At 65.5% G+C, this 18,304-nt stretch carries 13 protein-coding genes; 3 read left to right on the forward strand and 10 right to left on the reverse strand.

Annotated elements, in window-relative coordinates; all coding sequences use genetic code 11:
• Positions 1 to 33: 33 nt before the first annotated feature.
• From C8C94_RS17765 to C8C94_RS17800, 8 genes are all read right to left on the reverse strand, one after another.
• On the reverse strand, positions 34 to 4,356 hold the full coding sequence (locus tag C8C94_RS17765) for a cellulose biosynthesis protein BcsC (RefSeq protein ID WP_233573506.1): 4,323 nt from the start codon (positions 4,354 to 4,356) through the stop codon (positions 34 to 36).
• Positions 4,357 to 4,446: 90 nt separating this feature from the next.
• The gene (gene bcsB / locus C8C94_RS17770; protein WP_121421647.1) at positions 4,447 to 6,771 is read right to left on the reverse strand and encodes a cellulose biosynthesis cyclic di-GMP-binding regulatory protein BcsB; all 2,325 of its coding nucleotides are present in this window, start codon (positions 6,769 to 6,771) and stop codon (positions 4,447 to 4,449) included.
• A gap of 30 nt (positions 6,772 to 6,801) precedes the next feature.
• Complete coding sequence (gene bcsA, locus C8C94_RS17775; RefSeq protein ID WP_055400303.1) at positions 6,802 to 8,988, reverse strand: UDP-forming cellulose synthase catalytic subunit; 2,187 nt, start codon at positions 8,986 to 8,988, stop codon at positions 6,802 to 6,804.
• Positions 8,985 to 9,767: a cellulose biosynthesis protein BcsQ gene (gene bcsQ, locus C8C94_RS17780; protein WP_055400301.1), complete on the reverse strand. Its 783-nt coding sequence runs from the start codon at positions 9,765 to 9,767 to the stop codon at positions 8,985 to 8,987. The genes bcsA and bcsQ overlap by 4 nt, the downstream gene beginning before the upstream one ends.
• Positions 9,764 to 10,300, reverse strand: a complete 537-nt coding sequence (gene bcsP, locus C8C94_RS17785) for a cellulose biosynthesis protein BcsP (RefSeq protein WP_121421648.1) — start codon at positions 10,298 to 10,300, stop codon at positions 9,764 to 9,766. Before bcsP ends, bcsQ begins: the two co-directional genes overlap by 4 nt.
• Positions 10,301 to 10,344: 44 nt before the next feature.
• Entirely contained in the window at positions 10,345 to 10,821 is a 477-nt protein-coding gene (gene bcsD / locus C8C94_RS17790) for a cellulose biosynthesis protein BcsD (protein ID WP_233573507.1), read from the reverse strand.
• A gap of 332 nt (positions 10,822 to 11,153) precedes the next feature.
• Complete coding sequence (mnmA, locus tag C8C94_RS17795; RefSeq protein ID WP_121421649.1) at positions 11,154 to 12,284, reverse strand: tRNA 2-thiouridine(34) synthase MnmA; 1,131 nt, start codon at positions 12,282 to 12,284, stop codon at positions 11,154 to 11,156.
• Entirely contained in the window at positions 12,281 to 13,222 is a 942-nt protein-coding gene (locus C8C94_RS17800) for a LysR family transcriptional regulator (protein WP_055398073.1), read from the reverse strand. The genes mnmA and C8C94_RS17800 overlap by 4 nt, the downstream gene beginning before the upstream one ends.
• Positions 13,223 to 13,401: 179 nt before the next feature.
• On the opposite strand from C8C94_RS17800, the gene C8C94_RS17805 reads away from it, so the two are divergent.
• From C8C94_RS17805 to C8C94_RS17815, 3 genes are read left to right on the forward strand one after another with little or no spacing between them, the layout of a single operon-like run.
• Entirely contained in the window at positions 13,402 to 14,493 is a 1,092-nt protein-coding gene (locus C8C94_RS17805) for a 4-oxalomesaconate tautomerase (RefSeq protein ID WP_121421650.1), read from the forward strand.
• A gap of 39 nt (positions 14,494 to 14,532) precedes the next feature.
• Positions 14,533 to 15,531: a Bug family tripartite tricarboxylate transporter substrate binding protein gene (locus C8C94_RS17810; RefSeq protein WP_370449749.1), complete on the forward strand. Its 999-nt coding sequence runs from the start codon at positions 14,533 to 14,535 to the stop codon at positions 15,529 to 15,531.
• Between the two features lie 55 nt (positions 15,532 to 15,586).
• Positions 15,587 to 16,660, forward strand: a complete 1,074-nt coding sequence (locus C8C94_RS17815) for a porin (protein ID WP_121421651.1) — start codon at positions 15,587 to 15,589, stop codon at positions 16,658 to 16,660.
• Between the two features lie 7 nt (positions 16,661 to 16,667).
• On the opposite strand, the gene C8C94_RS17820 is transcribed toward C8C94_RS17815, so the two are convergent.
• On the reverse strand, positions 16,668 to 17,501 hold the full coding sequence (locus tag C8C94_RS17820; protein WP_121421652.1) for an SDR family NAD(P)-dependent oxidoreductase: 834 nt from the start codon (positions 17,499 to 17,501) through the stop codon (positions 16,668 to 16,670).
• Complete coding sequence (locus tag C8C94_RS17825; RefSeq protein WP_121421653.1) at positions 17,498 to 18,292, reverse strand: citryl-CoA lyase; 795 nt, start codon at positions 18,290 to 18,292, stop codon at positions 17,498 to 17,500. The genes C8C94_RS17820 and C8C94_RS17825 overlap by 4 nt, the downstream gene beginning before the upstream one ends.
• Positions 18,293 to 18,304: the final 12 nt, after the last annotated feature.

Below are 18,304 nucleotides of genomic sequence, written 5' to 3' on the forward strand. Positions count from 1 at the left end.
GCAGAGAGCGGGTGAGTGAGCGTCCTGAAAAGTTCAGTAGCTATACGGTGACCGCAAGGGGTTCACCGGGAACGCCTGCAGGCCGTTGTAGGGCTGGAAGGCATAGCGCACATACAGGCCACCCGCGAACTCGCGGTAGTTGCGTGCGTTGTTGAGCGACAGGTGTCCACCCACGAACACCTGCGGATGCATCTGGTATTCCATGGCTGCACCCAGGTTGTAGCCCAGGCCCGTGCGGGACTGGCCGGGGTAGATGGCCGTGGCGCCCGTTTCGCCAAAGGCCAGCGCGTCGGCGGCTGCCTGGACTGCCGAGACTTGCCGCGATGGGCTGTTGGGGAAATACGGCGCCGCATCTTCCTTGAAATACTGCACGCCTACCGAGCCCTTGAGCTGGTAGGACAGGCGGCCATTGCGCTGCGCCCATTCGACGGGAATGCCAAAGGACACGAACTGCTGGGGACTGAAATAGCCACCATGGCCCACCGTGAAGTAGCGCAGGTTGCGCTGGTACGACAGCCCCGTAAAGCTCAGGCCCGCCGTGAGGTCGGCGTTCGATGTGCGGTGCACATGCCAGTACATCCCGCCACCCAGCTCGGCCCGCGCATTGCTGCGCACGCGGGTACCGGTCAGGCCATGCAGCGAACCGTACCCATAGATCCCCAGTTCACCATCGTCCCAGGTCAGATCAACGCGGCCCCCGGAAGCGGACACGCCGCCCCAGCGGTCGTCGGTCCGGGCATCACGGACACCGGCAAACGACAGCAGGCTGTCGGTCACCGGGCGGCGCGAGAGGTCCACGGCCACGGTCAGGTCGTCGGTGAGGGCTGTGCGGTATCTTGCGCCTGCCGTCACATCGGACTGGCCGAAGCCCAGCGGCGTGCTGCCGATGTCTGCCCGGAAGCCTCCGCTTTCATAGCCTACGCTCAGGCCGACGCCGCTGTCGCTTTGCGAGCCCGCACCGCGTTCGGGCATGGCCAGGGCCGTGACCGGACCACCACCAAAGCGGCTGATGGTGCCGTAGGGCGAGCCGGGCGAACCTGCGCTGGCGCCCGTGGGCGTTACGCCCAGCAGCAGGTGACCGTCACCCACGCTCATCTTGAGCTGCACGGGCGCTTCGATCTCGGAAAGCTGGCTCATGCCCGCCTCGCCCTGCCGTGCGCGCGCAACTGCGCCCACGGAGAACGAAGAAATCTGGCTTTGCTGCACTTCGCGCAGCTCATCGCGGGCCGTGCGGGGCCGCGTGGGGTCGGGCACGTTGCCCAGGCCCGCCGTGGACCAGGCAGAAGGTGCTGCAGGAGCAGGCATTGCGCGTTGCGCAGGCAAGGACTGGGCGCCGCCCGCATACCCACCACCGTAGGCCTGTGCAGGCGTGTAGTAGCCCGCCGCAGCCGGGGCCGTAGCGCCCATCGGCTGCATGGGTTGTGCTGGCGGCACGTACACAGGTGACATGGCCGGCGCCGCCGCCGCAGAGGCACCCACCGACCGTGGGGTCGAAGAAGGCAGTGCCGCAGCGTTGCGCCGCGCAGCGCTGGTCGAAGCCGCCGTGTCAGCCGCCGCCACCGGGCTGGACGCCTCGGGGTAGTAACTGGCGGGCGTCATGGGAGCGGCCTGCGCATAGGCCTGCGGTGCCGTGCCAAAGCGGCTTGCACCGGCCGGGTCGGGAATGTAGAGGCCTGCAGGTGCGTTGTTGCTGCGCGCTACTGGCTGGGGCGCGTACTGCTGGGGGGTGTAGCCCACCGGCGACCGTGCGACGGCTGCAGCACCAGGCACTGACAGGCCGCCCCCGGCACGCTGCTGCAATGCCGCGCGCTGGGCAAATGGATTGCCCGAACGTGCAGGCCCCGCCGCCACGCCACTGGCGGCCAGCACGGCATCGCGCTGCGCGTTTTCGGCAGCAACGGCAGCCGTGAAGAACTCGGTGGCCTTGGAATTCTTGCCCTGCGCCCGGTACAACCGACCAGCGGCCGTCAGCACTTCGGGATCACGCGGAGCGCGCGCGAGCGCCACGGACAGCAGCGACTCCGCATAGCCGTAGTCCTTGGCGCCCGTGGCCATGGCTGCGGTCTGCAGGATGAGGGGCACGTCATTGGGAGACCTTTCCAGCAACCGCGCATACAGCGCCTGCGCCTGGGCATAGTCGTTGTTGGCCGCGTACATGCGGGCCAGTGCCGCCATGGCCAGGGGCTCGTCGGGCTGCTCGGCCAGCAAGGGAACGAGCGTGTCGTAGGCCGCGACCAGGTCGCCCGCCTCGCGCAGGCCATCGGCCTGGCGCACGATGTAGGCGCGGCGGATGTCGCTGAAACTCTTGCGCTCGCGGTCATTCATCGGGGCCGTCTGCAGCTGCCGCAGGATGCCCGCCAGTTCCACATCCTGCTGGGTCTTGAGCAAGGTGGCAGCGTACTGCAGGCGCAGGCCGACATCGGGCCGGGGGGTGCGCGCCAGCACTTGGCGCACCATGCCGAGCGCGCGCTGCGGATCGCCAGCGTCCGCGTAGGCCAAGGCCATGGCGCCCAGCAATTCGGGGTCTTGGGTGGCAAAGGACTCGGCCTGGGCCAGGGTGGCCAGGGCTTCCGTCTGGCGACCTTCGGCCGCCAACGCCGACGCAGCTGATGCCTGCACATGCACCCACACCCGCTTTTGCAGCGCGGCGATGTCACGGGTGCGGTGCTTTTCTGGAACGCGGTCCAGCAGCGCCAAGGCGCTGGGCCAGTCACCAGCCTCCGAGGCCAGCAGGGCGCTGGCATACAGGGCCTCGGGCATGTTGGGGTTGGACAGCAGCAGTCCGTCCATCACGCCCCGCGCCTCGGCCACCGCGCCCATGCGCAGGTACAGGCGGGCCAGGTCCAGCCGCACCCAGGGGCTGGCCGGATCGTTCAGCAGGGCATCTTCCAGCGCTGCGCGGGCGGCGGCGGTATCGCCACGCTCCGTCGCTGCGCGGGCCTGGCCCAATGCCTGCGCAGCACGCAGGCGCCCCAGGGCTCCCACCTTTTCTTGCTGCGAGGGTGACAGCTTCTCCACCAGCGCCAGGGCTTCGGCCGCCTTGTTGTTCTGCGCCAGCACGCCCACGAGGCCCCGCACCGCGTCGGGGTTGTCGGCCTGGCGCGCGAGCACACGGCGGTAGGCCGCCTCGGCGGCGTCGTACTGGCCATCTTCGACCAACAGGTCTGCCAGGTCGGTTTCGGCCGTGACTTCGGCCGGATTCAGCCGCACAGCCTGCTCCAGCGAACGCCGCGCTGCCGCTGTCTCACCGCGTTCGCGTTCGGAGGTGGCCTGCTCGACCAGGCTCCAGTAGGTGGCACTGTCGAGCGCCTGTTTCCAGCGGCTGGCCGAGCCCGCACGCGAGGCCCGCTCCAGCAGCCCGCGCGCGTCGGCAAACCGTTCCTGGCGTAAACGCAGAATGCCCAGGCCACCCAGCGCATCGCCGTCGGTGGGACGGGATTCGAGCACGTTCAGAAATGCGGCCTCTGCAGCATCCAGCTCGCCATCGTCCAGGGCCTGGAACCCTGCTGTCGTCCGCTGGCGCAGCGGGTCGGCCGTCCGGACGGAAGCTGCCTGAGACTGTTTTTGCAGGTTCTGGGCCTGCACCAGGCGCGTCTGCACGGCCGTGTCTCCGGGATTGGCGCGCAGGAATTCCTGGTACAGCGGGATGTCGGCCGAGCGATTGCCCGTCCAGGCCAGCGCCTTGCGCCAGCTTTCCGTCGCCGCCTTGCCCACATCGGGGCGCCCGGCCAGCCGCGCCAGCTGGGCGATGCCTTCGCGGCGTGTGGATTCGCGGTAGGTCAGGTGTTGCGCCAGGGCCAGCGCAATCTGCGGGTCTTCGGGCGATTCCTGCGCCAGGCGGTTCAAACCCCGACGGGCCTCGTCCCAGCCGCCTGCTGTGGCGCCCAGCGTCTGGTAGTACTCCAGCGCCAGGGGGCCGGTGGGAGCGCGGTCTCCCAGTGCCGCCTGGTAGGTGCTCAAGGCCTGGCTGGCCTGCCCGCTGCGGGCCTGCTGGCGCGCAGTTTCGATCTGGGGTGCGCTGCGGCCCGTGCGGATGGATTCCTGCAACCGGCTGACCAGCGGGCTGCGCGGATGGGCTGCCTGCAACTGGTTCAGGTAGCGCTGGGCGCCCTCGGGGCGGCGGGCGTTGAGCTCCACCAACGCCATCCCATAGAGGGCCTGGGCGTTCTGGGGGTTGATGCGCAGCAGCTTCTGCCACGCCTCACCCGCGCGTTCCGTGTCGCCGCGCTCCTGCCAGTACTGCCCCTGGTCCAGCAGGGTCTGCTCGGCCCCGGTTTGCGCCCAGGCAACGGGGGCCATCAGCGAGGCCAGCAACCCCATGGCAAGTGTTTGATGACGACGACGTTTGGAGGACATGCCTTCCTTCTCCCTGCGAGGCTCCCGGCCACCGAGGTGCCGGGAATGTGTTGCGTGATTCAGAAACAGCCGGGCGTGCTTTGCACCGCCTCAGCCTTTTTGCTTCAGCCGGGCCCGTGCGCGCGCTCTCAGCGACAGGTACATGATGATCGCTATCAGCACCGCCGCCGACACGCCCAGGACAATCAGCAACAGCGGATTGCGCGAAAGAAACCACTGGGTATACAGCAAGGGGCCCAACTGACCCACATGGTAGTTTTTCTCGGCCACCAGGCTGTCCACCTGCTTGCCCCGGATGACCGTGGTGCTGCCCTGCACGTGTTTGAGCATTTCGGCATCCAGCAGTGCATCCATCACTTGCGACAGACCTGCAGGCTGGTTGCTGGCAACCAGCACCACACTGCGGCCACCGCGCAAAGGCGATTCAAAACCTGCCACCAGAGCATCGGTGCTGTCGCTGGAAAACGCAACCTGGCTGCGCCGTGCGTGCACGCTGGAGTCCTCGCCAAAGCCCCACCAGCGCAGCAGGCGGTTGGCAAAGTCCGACATCTGGAAACTCTTGGTTTCGCCCTGCAGGAGGGCCGGAATGGAACTGGCCCATTGCTTGAGCAGGGGCTGGTTGCCGCCGGAGGCAATGACCAGCAGGTCCTTGTCGGCAAGCCGCTCCACCTGCTGGGCCTGCGCCACGGTCACGCCCAGGGCAGGGTATCCCGTGACGCGCCCCATGACACCCATCAGGCCCAGATAGGCCGCATATTCCTGCGCACCCGGCTTGTCGGGCATCACCACCGCAGATTCTGAAAGGTCTGCCATGCGTGTGAACGGGAACCCTGCATTGCCAAAGGCCGCCAGATCCGGCATGGCGATGAAATGCGGAAAACCGGAGATGTCGATGGTCGAGTCGGCCTCGACAGAGCCCCGGACGTTGTCGAGTGGCACGTCCTTGCAGGCGCCCTGCTTGACCACGTCGTAGTAGTAATGCATCTGCAGCTGGGACTGGGCCGGCAGCTTGAACAGCGGGATGTGGAAAGTCTCGCGCTCCGGCGCCATCTCGCCCTTGGGGACCACTTTGGTCAGCAGGCGGTCCAGAGCGCCGGGTTCTTCATGGTTCACTGCGTGCAGGGGCAACGAACGCAGGAACTGCTGGTTCACATTGATGTTGAGGGTGGACTTGTCCGGGTTCGGGCGCGGGGTATAGCGATACCGCAGGTCCACCGGGATGCCCTTCTGGCGCCATGCGAACAGGTCGGGCGGCAGGAAGAAGTTCAGGCGGATCAGGTCTGGCGAGTAGCCGGACACGTTGAGCGCATCGGCCTCGACCAGTTCACCAAATTTCACGGGCCGGTCATTGGAAAGCCAGTTGGGCGCGTCGTACGGCTTGCGGGGCTTGAGTTCCGTGACCTCGGTGATCCGTGCCAGCGGGCCGGACAGGGCCGAGGAACCGATGGCCAGTGCCTTGGCGGCAACGCCAAGCTCGGCCTCGTCCCGCCCCATGACCAGCAGCAGCTTGCCATGGCGGTCTGCCGGGTGGCTCACCACGGCCACGGTGGGGCCCTGGATGTCTGGCAGGGTCAGCCCGGCGGGCGCTTGCGCCTTGCCCGCGATCATCACCACCGCGTTGCCGCGCGCGGGGAGTTCGCCCACCAGTGACGGGAACCTCGCTCCCCGGAAACCCGCTAGCGCGCCAAACCAGGACGACATCGTGCCTGCGGCCTGCAAGGTGCCCGTGTTGGGCACTGCGCCGAACACCATCGGCAGCTCCAGCGGGCGCACATCGCGGCGATCAAAGAAAGGCTGCGGCAGCAGCGCCAGATCGTTTGTCTGGGCCACGGGCGCCACCGTCAGTTCCAGCACGCTGTCGTTGCCGACGTTGGCCCACAGGCTGGAGTGCAGCGGGTCTTCGCACTCCATCGTGTAGTGGCCGATCAGCTGCAGGTTGAGCCGGTTGAACTCGGTGATGAGGCGCGGCGGGATGACGATCTCGCGCTGCAGGTTTTCGCCCGCCTGCTGCGTGGTCACCGGAATGGTGGCGGCCACCTGCTCGTTCACCAGCACCTTGATATGGGACAGGTTGGGGAGCAGGGCGGGCGAGTAGGAGTAGTTCAGCTTCAGTCGCGCGCCTGTGACCACTTCGTCGTTGCGCACGCTGAACGCCACACCGCTGGTGCCGTCCACACCCCGCAATTGCAGCGGAAACAGGGCCCCCAGGTCCTTGAAACTGGTGCGGTGTACACGCACTCCACTCTCGGTCGGTTGCGCCGCAGCCAGCATTTCCGCCCCAGCCAAGCCCGCTGGTGCAGGGGCCGCAGCAAGTTGGGATACGGGCACGGCCGTCCCTGTCAGTACCAAGGCCAGCATGGCAGGCAGCATGCGCTTGCGCGGCAGCCGCGCTGTCGGATGTCTTTTGGGAATCATGGTGTCGAGTCTTTGGAAACAGGGAAAGGCTTAACGGGGCTTGAGGGACTTGACGGCGGAGACGGTCAGTTGTCCCATGCCGCGCACTCCGATCGCAATCACGCTCCAGAGCGAGCGCAGCGGCTTGTCGCGCTGGCCCGTGCCCCAAGTGGCAATCCAGGCATCCGCCCGTGCAAAGGTCAGCGATGCCAGTTCGGCCTGCTGGCGCAGACTGAGGTTGTCGAACTTCACGCCCAGACGCCCCTTGCCACTGAACGTGACAACGGCCGGAAAAACACCTTCTTCGTCGGACCGGAACAGCGACACGGAAAGGCGGCTGCCCATGGGAATGTCGCTGTCCGCCGGAACGGACAGGCCCAGCCCGTGCTGCGAGAAATCTTCGGTCTTGCAAACCAGCGTGCGGCCGTTATCAAAGCGGATGACAGCGGGCAGGGCAGCCGCCACGCGCGGTGTGCCACGGATCTGGCGCGTCTCACTGGCCACCGCCACACTGGCGCCCAGCAGGATGACGTTGTAGGTGGTCCAGACCATGTTGATGACCAGCGTGGTGGTTTCGTCGCCTGCGGAGGAGAACAGCTTCCAGATCCCCACCGCAAAACCCACCAGATTGATCACCAACAGCACCACATAAGGCCGTGCAATGGTCCAGTCGAAATAGGCTTTCTCGATCACGCCCCCCTTGGCCGTCACGTTGAACTTGCCCAGCTTGGGGTTGATGAAGGCAACGATCACCGGGCGCATGATGTACCAGGCCAGCACTGACTCGTACACCTCATTCCAGAACGAGTGGCGAAAGCGCCCCTGGATGCGGGAGTTGGTCACGCTGGCGTGGGCCAGGTGGGGCAGCGCATAGGCGGTGATCATCAGCGCCGTGGCCTGGAACACGTGGGCCCCGAAGAACAGGTAGGCCAGCGGTGCAGTCAGAAACACCAGGCGCGGCAGTCCGTAGAAGAAATGCAGCATCGCATTCAGGTAGCACAGCCGCTGGCCGAACTTGAGACCCTTGCCAAAGAGCGGGTTGTCGGTACGCGCGATCTGCGCCATGCCCCGCGCCCAGCGAATGCGCTGGCCTACGTGGCCGGAAAGGCTCTCGGTGGCCAGGCCCGCAGCCTGAGGCACTTCGAGGTAAGCCGTGTTGTAGCCCAGGCGGCTGAGCTTGAGCGCCGTGTGGGCGTCCTCGGTCACGGTTTCTACCGCAATGCCACCCACTTCCAGCAATTCCTTGCGGCGGATGATGGCGCAAGAACCGCAGAAGAACGACGCGTTCCAGAGGTCGTTGCCGTCCTGGACGATGCCGTAGAACAACTCGCCCTCGTTGGGCATCCGGTGGAACGTGTCCAGGTTGCGCTCAAACGGATCGGGTGAGAAGAACACGTGCGGCGTCTGCAGCATGACCAGGTTGGTGTCCTTGAAGAACCAGCCCATGCAGACCTGCAGGAAGGAACGCGTGGGGATGTGGTCACAGTCAAAGATGGCGATGTATTCGGAACTCGTGACTTTGAGCGCCGCGTTGATGTTGCCCGCCTTGGCGTGGTGGTTGTTGTCGCGGATCAGGTAGCCGACGCCCAGCTCTTCGCAGAACTCACGGAACTCGGGACGGCGGCCGTCGTCGAGCACATACACGTGCAGGCGATCGGCGGGCCAGTCCAGGCTCATGGCCGAGAACACCGTCTGGCGCACCACTTCAAGCGGCTCGTTGTAGGTCGGAATGAACACATCCACGCTGGGCCAGGTGCTGATGTCCTGGGGCATGGGAACCGGGCGGCGCTGCAGGGGCCACGCCGTCTGGAAGTAGCCAATGAGCAGCACCGCAAAGGCATACAGCTCTGCCAGCACCAGGCCATAGCCGAATGCCGCATCCAGCCAGTTGGTAAAGCCGATGGTGTCGGTAAAACGCCAGTAGATGTAACGCGACGAGGCCGAGATCGACAGCACGATCATTGCCAGCGTGGACAGGCGGCCGGGGGTCCTGCTCAGCAGCAAGGCCGCACCAAACGAACCCACCGAAAAGAGAATCTGCCCCTGGAGATCCAGCGGTACGCTGATGACCAACCCCATCAGCAAGGCACTGAACACCACAGCCGCGACACGCGCTACGGGGTGCTGCCACAGATCCCACCCGGTGATGGCATGCACCACGGTGCGCCAGTGTGCCTGGGGACTGTGGGAATCGGCGTCAGCTACCTCGTCGGCCTGCGGGCGTTGGTCGATACTCATTGCGCGGCTCCAGCCAGTGGCAGTCGCAGGCGCTGCGCAAGGACGCGCGCGCACTTGCGCAGGTCATCGGCCGCCTGGCCTTGGGGGTCATACTCCAGCACGCTCTGGTCGTAGGCGAGCGCCTCGCGCACCGCCTGGTCTTCATGGACCACGCCCACCAGACGCTCACCCAGGTTGTCCTGCATCACACGCGTGATGTCTTTGGACAACTGGCGCGCGCCGTCCACCTGATTGAGCACGTACAGCGTTTCGGAAAAATCAGGGCGCGGTGTGCAATAGGTGTGCACCAGCCGCTGCATCAGGGCCAGCGCCGCATAAGATGCCGCATCGGGCAGGCTGACCACCACCACCACCTGGGCCGCCGACAGCGCCTGCTGCATATAAACAGAAGGACCCGGCGGCGTGTCGATCAGCACCACGGCATCCTCCGGCAGTTCCAGGCCCTGCAATTGCTGCTCCAGCCAGTTCGGGTGTGCGTCCAGGTGCCGCTCGAAAGCCACGCGGTCAGACTCGTTCACCACGCCATAGGGCAGCACATGCACACCCGATGGGCTTTGCACGCAGACCGAGCCCCAGTCTTCGCCTGCCAGGCTGGCGCGGGATACGCCGGCCAGAGAACGGGGATCGGCGCCGAAATGCAAGCCCAGCGCATTCTGGGGGTCCATGTCCACCACCAGCAACGTCGCAACACCTTCGCGCTGCAGTGCGGTGGCCAGGTTGGCAGTCAGGGTCGTCTTGCCCACGCCACCTTTGGCAGAAACGATGGCAATCACTTTCATAGGTGGCCCTTGCGAGGCTGCCAGGCGGGCGCTGGCGCAGCGCCGGCGGCCACGGGAGCACCCGCCAGACGCGCAAAAACCGATGGGAGGTCCACCGGCAAGGACTCCTGGTGCACGGCCTGCTCTTCAGCAACAGTCGGCGCAGCCTGTCCACGCAGGCCCGCAAGACCCGCCAGGGGGGAACGCGAGGCCAGCGCAGCCGCTGGCGGCAGACGGTCTGCCGCTACTGCTGCGGGCGCGGCCACCGGGCGGGGCAACTCGGCGGCGACGGGTGCAGTACGCTGCACTGCCACAACGGGCTCTGGTCGCGCCGAAGCGGAGGCCTGAGCCTGCTGGGGAAGCGGCGCCGCAGCGGTACCGGCGCTTCGGTCTACCGAGGGCACGTCATCGGCCACGGCATTGCGCACGGCGGAAACAAGGGGCCAGCGCTCGTTGGAGAGTTGGTGCTCCTGCTTGCGGGCCAGCTCATGGTAGGGGTCTGCCTTGGCCCCAAACTGCTGAAAGAGGTTCACGATGTCGTCTGAGTGTTTCATGGGTCACCGCCAATGCCGCAACATATAGATCCGATACCCGGTGCTCAGCGCGACAGCTGAAGGTGTACACACCCCCAGGCATCTGCAGGTACGCACTGCACCACCTTGAGTTGCCCGGCACCCGCTTGGTCGAACCAGCTTTGGTAGACCCCTTCGAGGAAACCACCCGACCACTGCACGTGGTCCGGCCCGAATGCAGCAGATACGGGCGAGAGGCTGTGGTGGATGTTCAACTGTGCAACTTCCTGCGTCAAATCGACCCAGCCCCAGTCGATGCTCGTCCAGACCGCCGTCATGCTGCGCTGCAGGTCTTCCACAGTGGCACACGCTGGCAAAGGATGGTCTGCCGCAAACCGCGCGCCCACCCGGAACATCAGCGCGCGAAGGTCTTCCGGTGGCAGGGCCGCGACAAATTCCGCCGCAAGAGCCTGGAAAAACCCTCGCCATTGCACCGAACACTGCTGCCGGACCAGGTGCGCGGCGATGTCGGGGCTCGAAGGCATGGAAACAATATGAGACATGGTGCAAGCACGAGCAAGCTTCGGGCCCGTTTTTGACGGCCGTCAGCAAGATGAACTAAGGGTTTACCACGTGCATTTTTTGATACATGTGGTTTCAAACAGCGTTTTCGGGAATTCTAGAAGCCACGCCGTGACAAATGACGCTTGTGGCGACGAACCAAAGGTCAACTTAGTTCAACTGGCGGTAACTACGTAGAAGTTTGTGGGTGTCACGCCACAAGAATTAATTATTTACTATTTGGATTAGTCAATCCATAGTCTTAATTAATTAGAAAACCCCATTTGTGGGGGTGCACCACAATCGGCTAGAGGGCTAATGTTTCCCAGATGTTTCAGTCTGTCGCACCAAAAATGACCCCGCCCCCGAGGCAGACCTCCCCGTCGTACAAGACCGCACTTTGCCCCGGCGTCACCGCCCACTGCGCCTGTGGGAAACGCAGCTGAAAACCCGCGCCGTCCGCACTGACGACGGTGCACGCGGCGTCCTGCTGCCGGTAGCGGGTCTTGGCGGCATAGTTCCCCGGCACAGGGGGGTGGCCGGACGTCCAGCTGGCATCTTGCGCATCCAGGGCGGAGGACAGCAGCCAGGGGTGGTCGTGCCCCTGCACCACGCGCAGCGTGTTCCTGGCCAGGTCCTTGCGGGCCACAAACCAGGGCGCATGCTCGCCGCCGCCACGCTGTGCGCCCTTCTCCTTGATTCCGCCGATGCCCAGGCCCTGGCGCTGGCCCAAGGTGTAGAACGACAAGCCCACATGCTGGCCCAGCTTGCGGCCCCGGTCGTCCAGGATGGGGCCGGGCTCATGGCTGATGTATCGGTTCAGGAACTCGCGGAACGGCCGCTCGCCAATGAAGCAGATGCCCGTGGAATCCTTCTTCTTGGCATTGGGCAGGCCAATCTCCTCGGCGATCCGGCGCACCTCGGTCTTGTGCAACTCGCCCACCGGGAACAACGTCTTGGACAGCTGCGCCTGGTTCAGGCGGTGCAGAAAGTAGCTCTGGTCCTTGGAGGGATCCAGCCCCTTGAGCAGCTCGAACAGGCCGGAGGATGGGTTCTGACGCACGCGGGCGTAGTGCCCCGTGGCGATCTTCTCCGCGCCCAGGCGCATGGCATGGTCCAGAAAAGCCTTGAACTTGATCTCGGCGTTGCACAACACGTCTGGGTTGGGCGTGCGGCCCGCCTGGTACTCACGCAGGAACTCGGCAAACACGCGGTCCTTGTAGTCGGCTGCGAAGTTGACGTGTTCGATCTCGATGCCGATCACATCGGCCACGGCGGCGGCGTCCACGAAGTCGATGTTGGACGAGCAGTATTCGCTGTCGTCGTCATCTTCCCAGTTCTTCATGAAGATGCCGACGACTTCGTGGCCCTGTTGCTTGAGCAGGTGGGCGGTCACGGCAGAGTCCACTCCGCCCGAAAGGCCCACGACAACACGTTGTTTGGGCGGTTTGGTATTGGCAGTCATTGCCCCGATTGTATTTTTTGCGCCGTGGCAGCACTGCGTGGGCGCACAGAACGCGTAGCCACCAGCAGGTCATAGAGCTGCTGCGCAGCGGGCGACAGCGATTTGCCTCTGCGTTTGATCAGCCCCATCTGGCGCGTCACCACGGGCTCGATCAGCGGAATGCTCACCAGCGTGGGATGGTCCTTGCCCGGCATGGCCAGGCTGGGCACGGCAGCCACGCCCAGGCCCGCCTCCACCAGGCCGAGCAGCGTGGTCACGTGCTTGGCCTCGTACAGGCACTGGGGGCGGTCGGGCACGTTGGCCAGCGCCAGGTCCATCAACAGACGGTTTCCCGAGGTCTTGCCCACCGACATGAAGTCGTGCTGGCCCAGCTCTGCCCAGGTGACCTTCTTGCGCCGCGCCAGCACATGGTCGCGTCGGCAGGCGGCTACGAAGCGCTCGGCCAACACGGGCTTGAACTCGATCTCGGCCTCCTGGCTGCCGATGAAATTGAGGCCAAAGTCCGCATCGCCCTGCGCCACGGCCACCAGCACCTCGTTGGCGCTGGCATCGTGCACCTTGACGCGGATTTTCGGAAACCGCTCGTGGTAGCGCTTGACCACCTGCGGCAAAAAGTAATACACGGCCGACGGCACGCAGGCAATCGTCACCTCGCCCATGCGGCGCGCGGCCACGTCGCCCAGGCCCATGAGCATGCCGTCCAGGTCATCCAGCCACACGCGGGTCTTGCGCGCAAAGTCACGGCCCACGGCCGTGAGCGTGACACGGCGGGTGGTGCGGTCAAGCAGGCGCACGCCCAGGGCTTCTTCGAGCTTGTCGATGCGACGGCTGAAGGCAGGCTGCGACAAGTGGATCGCCTCGGCCGCAGCACGAAAGCTCTGCAGCTCAGCCACCGCGGCAAAGGCCTGGATGTCAGCAAGATCGAATTTGTTGTTCATGGGCATGGGCTTTCAAGACGTTTCGCTGTTGCGCAGCACGCATCAAACGATCAGAACATTGCAATTCACGAACGTGATTTCACCATGTACAAGGGCTCATAGCCTATTGCGCTGCATGCATCAATCATTGTCAACAATGCAATTCACAGAACAGATGAAGCGTCGCACCATGCCGACCCATGAGCTACAACCTTCCTTGCGTTCTGATGCGTGGCGGCACTTCCCGGGGGCCGTTCTTCCTGGCCGACTGGCTTCCGCAAGACCCTGCGGCGCGCGACCGCACCCTGATCGCCGCGCTGGGCTCGCCGCATGAATTGCAGATTGACGGCCTGGGCGGAGGAAACTCGCTGACCAGCAAGGTGGCGATCGTTTCCAGGTCGGTACATGCCGACTGCGATGTGGACTACCTCTTCGCCCAAGTCAGTGTGGAAGAGGCCCGCGTGGACACGCGGCCCAACTGCGGCAACATGCTGGCGGGCGTGGGGCCCTTTGCCATCGAGCAGGGGCTGGTGCCCGCTTCCGGCCATGGAAACACCACCACGGTACGGGTCTACAACGTCAACACCCGTTCACGCATTGATGTGCATGTGTGTACCGCTGGCGGACGCGTGCACTACGACGGCGATGTGCATATTGACGGCGTGCAGGGCACTGCGGCACCGGTGCTGATGAACTTCCTGGACGCCTGGGGCGCCGTCACGGGCCAGATTTTCCCGACCGGCCAGCGCATCGACACCATCCACGGCCTGCAGGTCACCTGTATCGACGCAGCACAGGTCATGGTGCTGGTGCGCGCAGCCGACCTGGACCTGCGTGGCAACGAGAGCCCTGCGGAGCTGGATGCCAATGCCGAGCTGCTGTCCAGGCTGGAAGCATTGCGGTGCGAAGCCGGTCTGCGCATGGGCATGGGCGACGTATCGAACAGCGTGCTGCCCAAGCCCGTGATCGTGTCTGCGGGCGATCAACCGGGCAGCGTCGTCTCGCGCTATTTCACACCCCACCGCTGCCACCGCTCACACGCCGTGACCGGTGCGATTGGCGTGGCTGCTGCCCACGTGCTGCCAGGCACGGTGATCACCGACTCCCTGCAGCACGCCATTGCAGGCACACGCCGTGTGGAAGTGCTGCACCCCGCCGGCCGCATTCATGTAGACGTGGAACTCACCGAAGTGGACGGCCAATTCAAGCTGGTGCAGGCCGCGCTGGTTCGCACGGCGCGAAAAATTCTGGAGGGCACGCTGTTCGTTTCAGAAAACGCATTCACCCACTGATTTCACACCCCAACCCTTTGGATGACAGGAGACAAAAAAATGATTCGCCAACACTTTGCGCCATCGCGCGCACGCCGCACCCTGCTCACCGCGGCGGCCCTCGCCACCGCTGTGCAAATGATCCCCACCCTGGCACATGCGGCCTATCCCGATAAGCCCATCACGCTCGTGGTGCCGACCGCCGCTGGCGGTGGCAACGATGGCATGGCGCGCGTGGTAGCGCTCAAGCTGTCCACCCTGCTGGGGCAACAGGTCATTGTGGAGAACAAGGCGGGTGCCAACGGTGCCATTGCGGCGGAGTTTGTGGCCCGCGCGGCGCCCGATGGTCACACGATTCTTTTTGGCTACATCGGCACCCACGGGATGAGCCCTGCGCTGCAAAAGCTGCGCTACGACCCCATCACGCAGTTCGAGCCCATTGGCATGGTGAGCTACTCGCCCACGCTCATGGTGGTTCACCCCAAGGTGCCAGCCAAGTCGGTGGGCGAGCTGGTGGCGTTGACCAAAGCCAAGCCCCAGGACTTCAACTACGCCTCGGCCGGCAACGGCACAGCCCCGCACTTCTCCGCCGAAATTTTCAAGCTGGAAAGCGGTGCGCAGATGGCCCACGTCCCCTACCGGGGTGCCGCGCCCGCGATGAATGACACCATGGCCGGGCAGACCCAGGTCATGTTCCCCAGCCTGTTCTCAGCCTACCCCCACGTCAAGAACGGCAAGCTGCGCGCCCTGGCGCTGGCAGGCCCCAAGCGTTCATCGCTGTTGCCCGATGTACCCACGCTCGAAGAGGCGGGCGTGAAAGGCGTCGAGATCACGCAGTGGTATGCCCTGTTTGCCCCTGGAAAAACGCCCCGGCCCGTCATCGACCAGCTCAACAAAGCGCTCAACACTGCCCTGGCCGACAAGGACGTGGCACGGCGCATTGAAGAACAAGGCGCCGTGGTGGACCCCAGCACGCCCGAGCAATTGGCCCTGACCGTACGCCAGGAGATCGCCAAGTGGAAGGGCGTGGTGCACAAAGCCCAGCTCACCCCCGATTGAGGCCCCAGAAATACCCTCGCACCCCTTTCAGATTTCAATCAGGCAGGAGACATCTATGAGAAAAAGAATAGGCAACATCGGTGCGCTTTGTGCCGCACTGGCCAGCAGTTGCATCGCGGCACAAACCAGCGGCGTCACGCTGTATGGAACCGTGGACCTGGGGCTGCGCCACGGCAGCGGCCTCACGGCGGCCAATGCGGCAGCCCCAGGTTCGTCGCACAGCCTGGGCAGCGGCATACACACCACCAGCCGCTGGGGGCTTCGCGGCAGCGAAGACCTGGGGGGCGGTGCCAAGGCGCTGTTTCAGTTCGAGAGCGGACTGAACGCCGACACCGGCGCTTCTACCAACGCCAGCAAGACCTTTGATCGCGCATCCTGGGTCGGTCTGGAGGGCGGATGGGGCACGCTGGCCCTGGGCCGCCAGACCACCACACTGGCGGATGCCATCTCGCCCGTGGACCCGCTGGGCATGCGCTTTGCCAGCTTCAACCCCAGCATCGGCGTGGCCGCGCTCAGCCAGCATGGCCTGGGCATCGAGTTCGGCAGTGCGGGGTCCACATCAGGCTCGTACCGGCTGGACAACGCGATCAAGTACACAGCGCGATTTGGCGGCCTCACCGCACGGGCGATGTTGGGCACGGGTGAAGTGGCTGGAAAGACATCGGCCCTGTCGTCGCGCGGGGTCGGCATGGCCTATGCGGCCAGCGGCGTCACACTGTCGGGCGCATTCCAGACCTTCAAGGACACGAACCAGCGCACCCTGGACGGAGCCACCCTGGGCGCGGCCTACCAATGGAACACCGTGCGCCTGGCGGCCAACGCGGCACGCAGCGAGGCCGAGACAGCGGTCGGCAAACACACGGTGCAGCGCGTGTTCTCGGCAGGCGCGACCTGGTCCGTCACGCCCCTGTTCGATCTGACGGCGGCCTACTACAAGGTGGACCGCTCGCGCACCGGCTCCGCCGACGACGGCTATGGCCGCCTGGTGACGTTTGCCGAATACAAGCTATCGCGCCGCACCAAGGTGTATGCCGAGCTGGACAACACCCGCTGGCGCAGCGGCTTCCAGGGCGCGGCGAACAAGGCCACGGCCACCGGCATCTCCGCCGGTGTGGTGCATACGTTCTGAACCTGCCTTACACGAACTTGCCGGTGATGCCCCCGTCCACCACCAGCTCGGTGCCGGTCACGTAGGCGGCGGCATCGCTGGCAAGGAAGGCGCAGGCATGCGCCACATCCCACACCGTGCCCATGCGGCCCATGGGCACCTGCCGGGCGCGCGCGGCGCGGGCCTCGTCGAGGCTGGTGTCCGAGAACATCTTCACCACCGTGGTGGCAATGCGCGGCGTGTCGATGAGCCCGGGCACCACCGTGTTGGCGCGCACGCCCTGGCCCGCGTACTGCTGCGCCACCATGCGTGTGAAGTGCGTGACGGCCGCCTTGGTCACGCCATAGGCCAGGTGCGGGTAGCCGAGGTAGCGCATGCCCGCGATGGACGAGATCGCAATGATGGAACCCCGCCCGCGCTCCACCATGGCGGGCAGCACCTGCTGGCAGGCCAGCAGCAGGCTGTTCACATTGACGGAATGGATGCGGTCGAAGTCTTCAACGCTCGTCTCCAGCGGGCCGCCGGTCTTGCCGATGCCCACGTTGTGGTGCAGCACATCGATGGCGCCGCCAAAGCGCTCGCGTGCCTCGGCAAACAGGCGCTGCACATCGGCCGCGTCGGCCACGTCGCCCACCAGAGTTGCGGCCGTTCCGCCCTCGGCATGGATGAGCGCCGTGGTCTCTTCGGCCGAGGCTGCGTCGCGGTCCACCACACACACGCTGGCACCCAGGCGCGCGTAGGTCACGCAGGCGGCGCGGCCAATGCTCCAGCCCGGGCCGGCGGACCCGCCGCCTGCCACGAAGACCACGCGGCCCGACAGGTCGAGCGGCAGGGCGGGATGATGGCCTGGCTGCGCGCTCATGCGTCCGTGCCCTGGCCGGCACTGCCGCCAACGAAGGGAATGGCGTGCTCCACCGTGTCCCAGATGAAGCGGCCCGAGGGGCTCTGCTGCTCTTCCACAATGTGCGCCACCAGTCCGGCCGCGCGCGAGATCACGGCAAAACCGCGCATCACGGCCGTGGGCACGCCGATCTCGCCCAACAGCGCGGCCACAGCGCCCGTGGCGTTGATGGTGATGGGGCGGCCTGCCACCTCATCGACGGCCTTGGACAGCGTCTCCAGCGCGCGGATCTTGTCGCCCTGCAGCTCCGGCTCGGCACGGCCCATCTCCAGCAGTTTGTAGGCGCGCGGGTCTACCGGTTTGTGCAGGTGGTGGCCAAAGCCGGGCACGGGGGATTTGAGGCCCTTGTAGTGGCGCGCAATGGCCAGCGCCTCCGCCCCAGGGTCTTGCGCCGCTGCAATGCGGTCGAGCAGGCCCGAGCAGTTCTCCATGGTGCCCACGAAGGAGCTGCCCACGGCCAGCAGGCCCGCGCTCACGGCGCCCTGCAGGTTCTCGGGCGCGCTCATGTAGATGAGCCGCGTGGCAATGGCGCTGGGCGTGAGGCCGTGCTCCATCAGCACGATGAGCACCACGTCGGTGATGCGCAGGTCCACGCCGCGCGGCGTGCGGCCCAGGATCTGCATGAGCATCACCTCGGTGAAGGTCTTTTTGCCCATCAGGTCCTCGACCAGGTCCGCATCGCGGTAATGGAGGCTGGTGAGGGTGTGGGTGCACAGGCGGGTGACGGGGGTCTTGGAAGCAGGGTGGGTCATGAAATGGGTTCC

The organism is Acidovorax sp. 94, assembly GCF_003634645.1.
GTDB lineage: Bacteria > Pseudomonadota > Gammaproteobacteria > Burkholderiales > Burkholderiaceae_C > Acidovorax > Acidovorax facilis.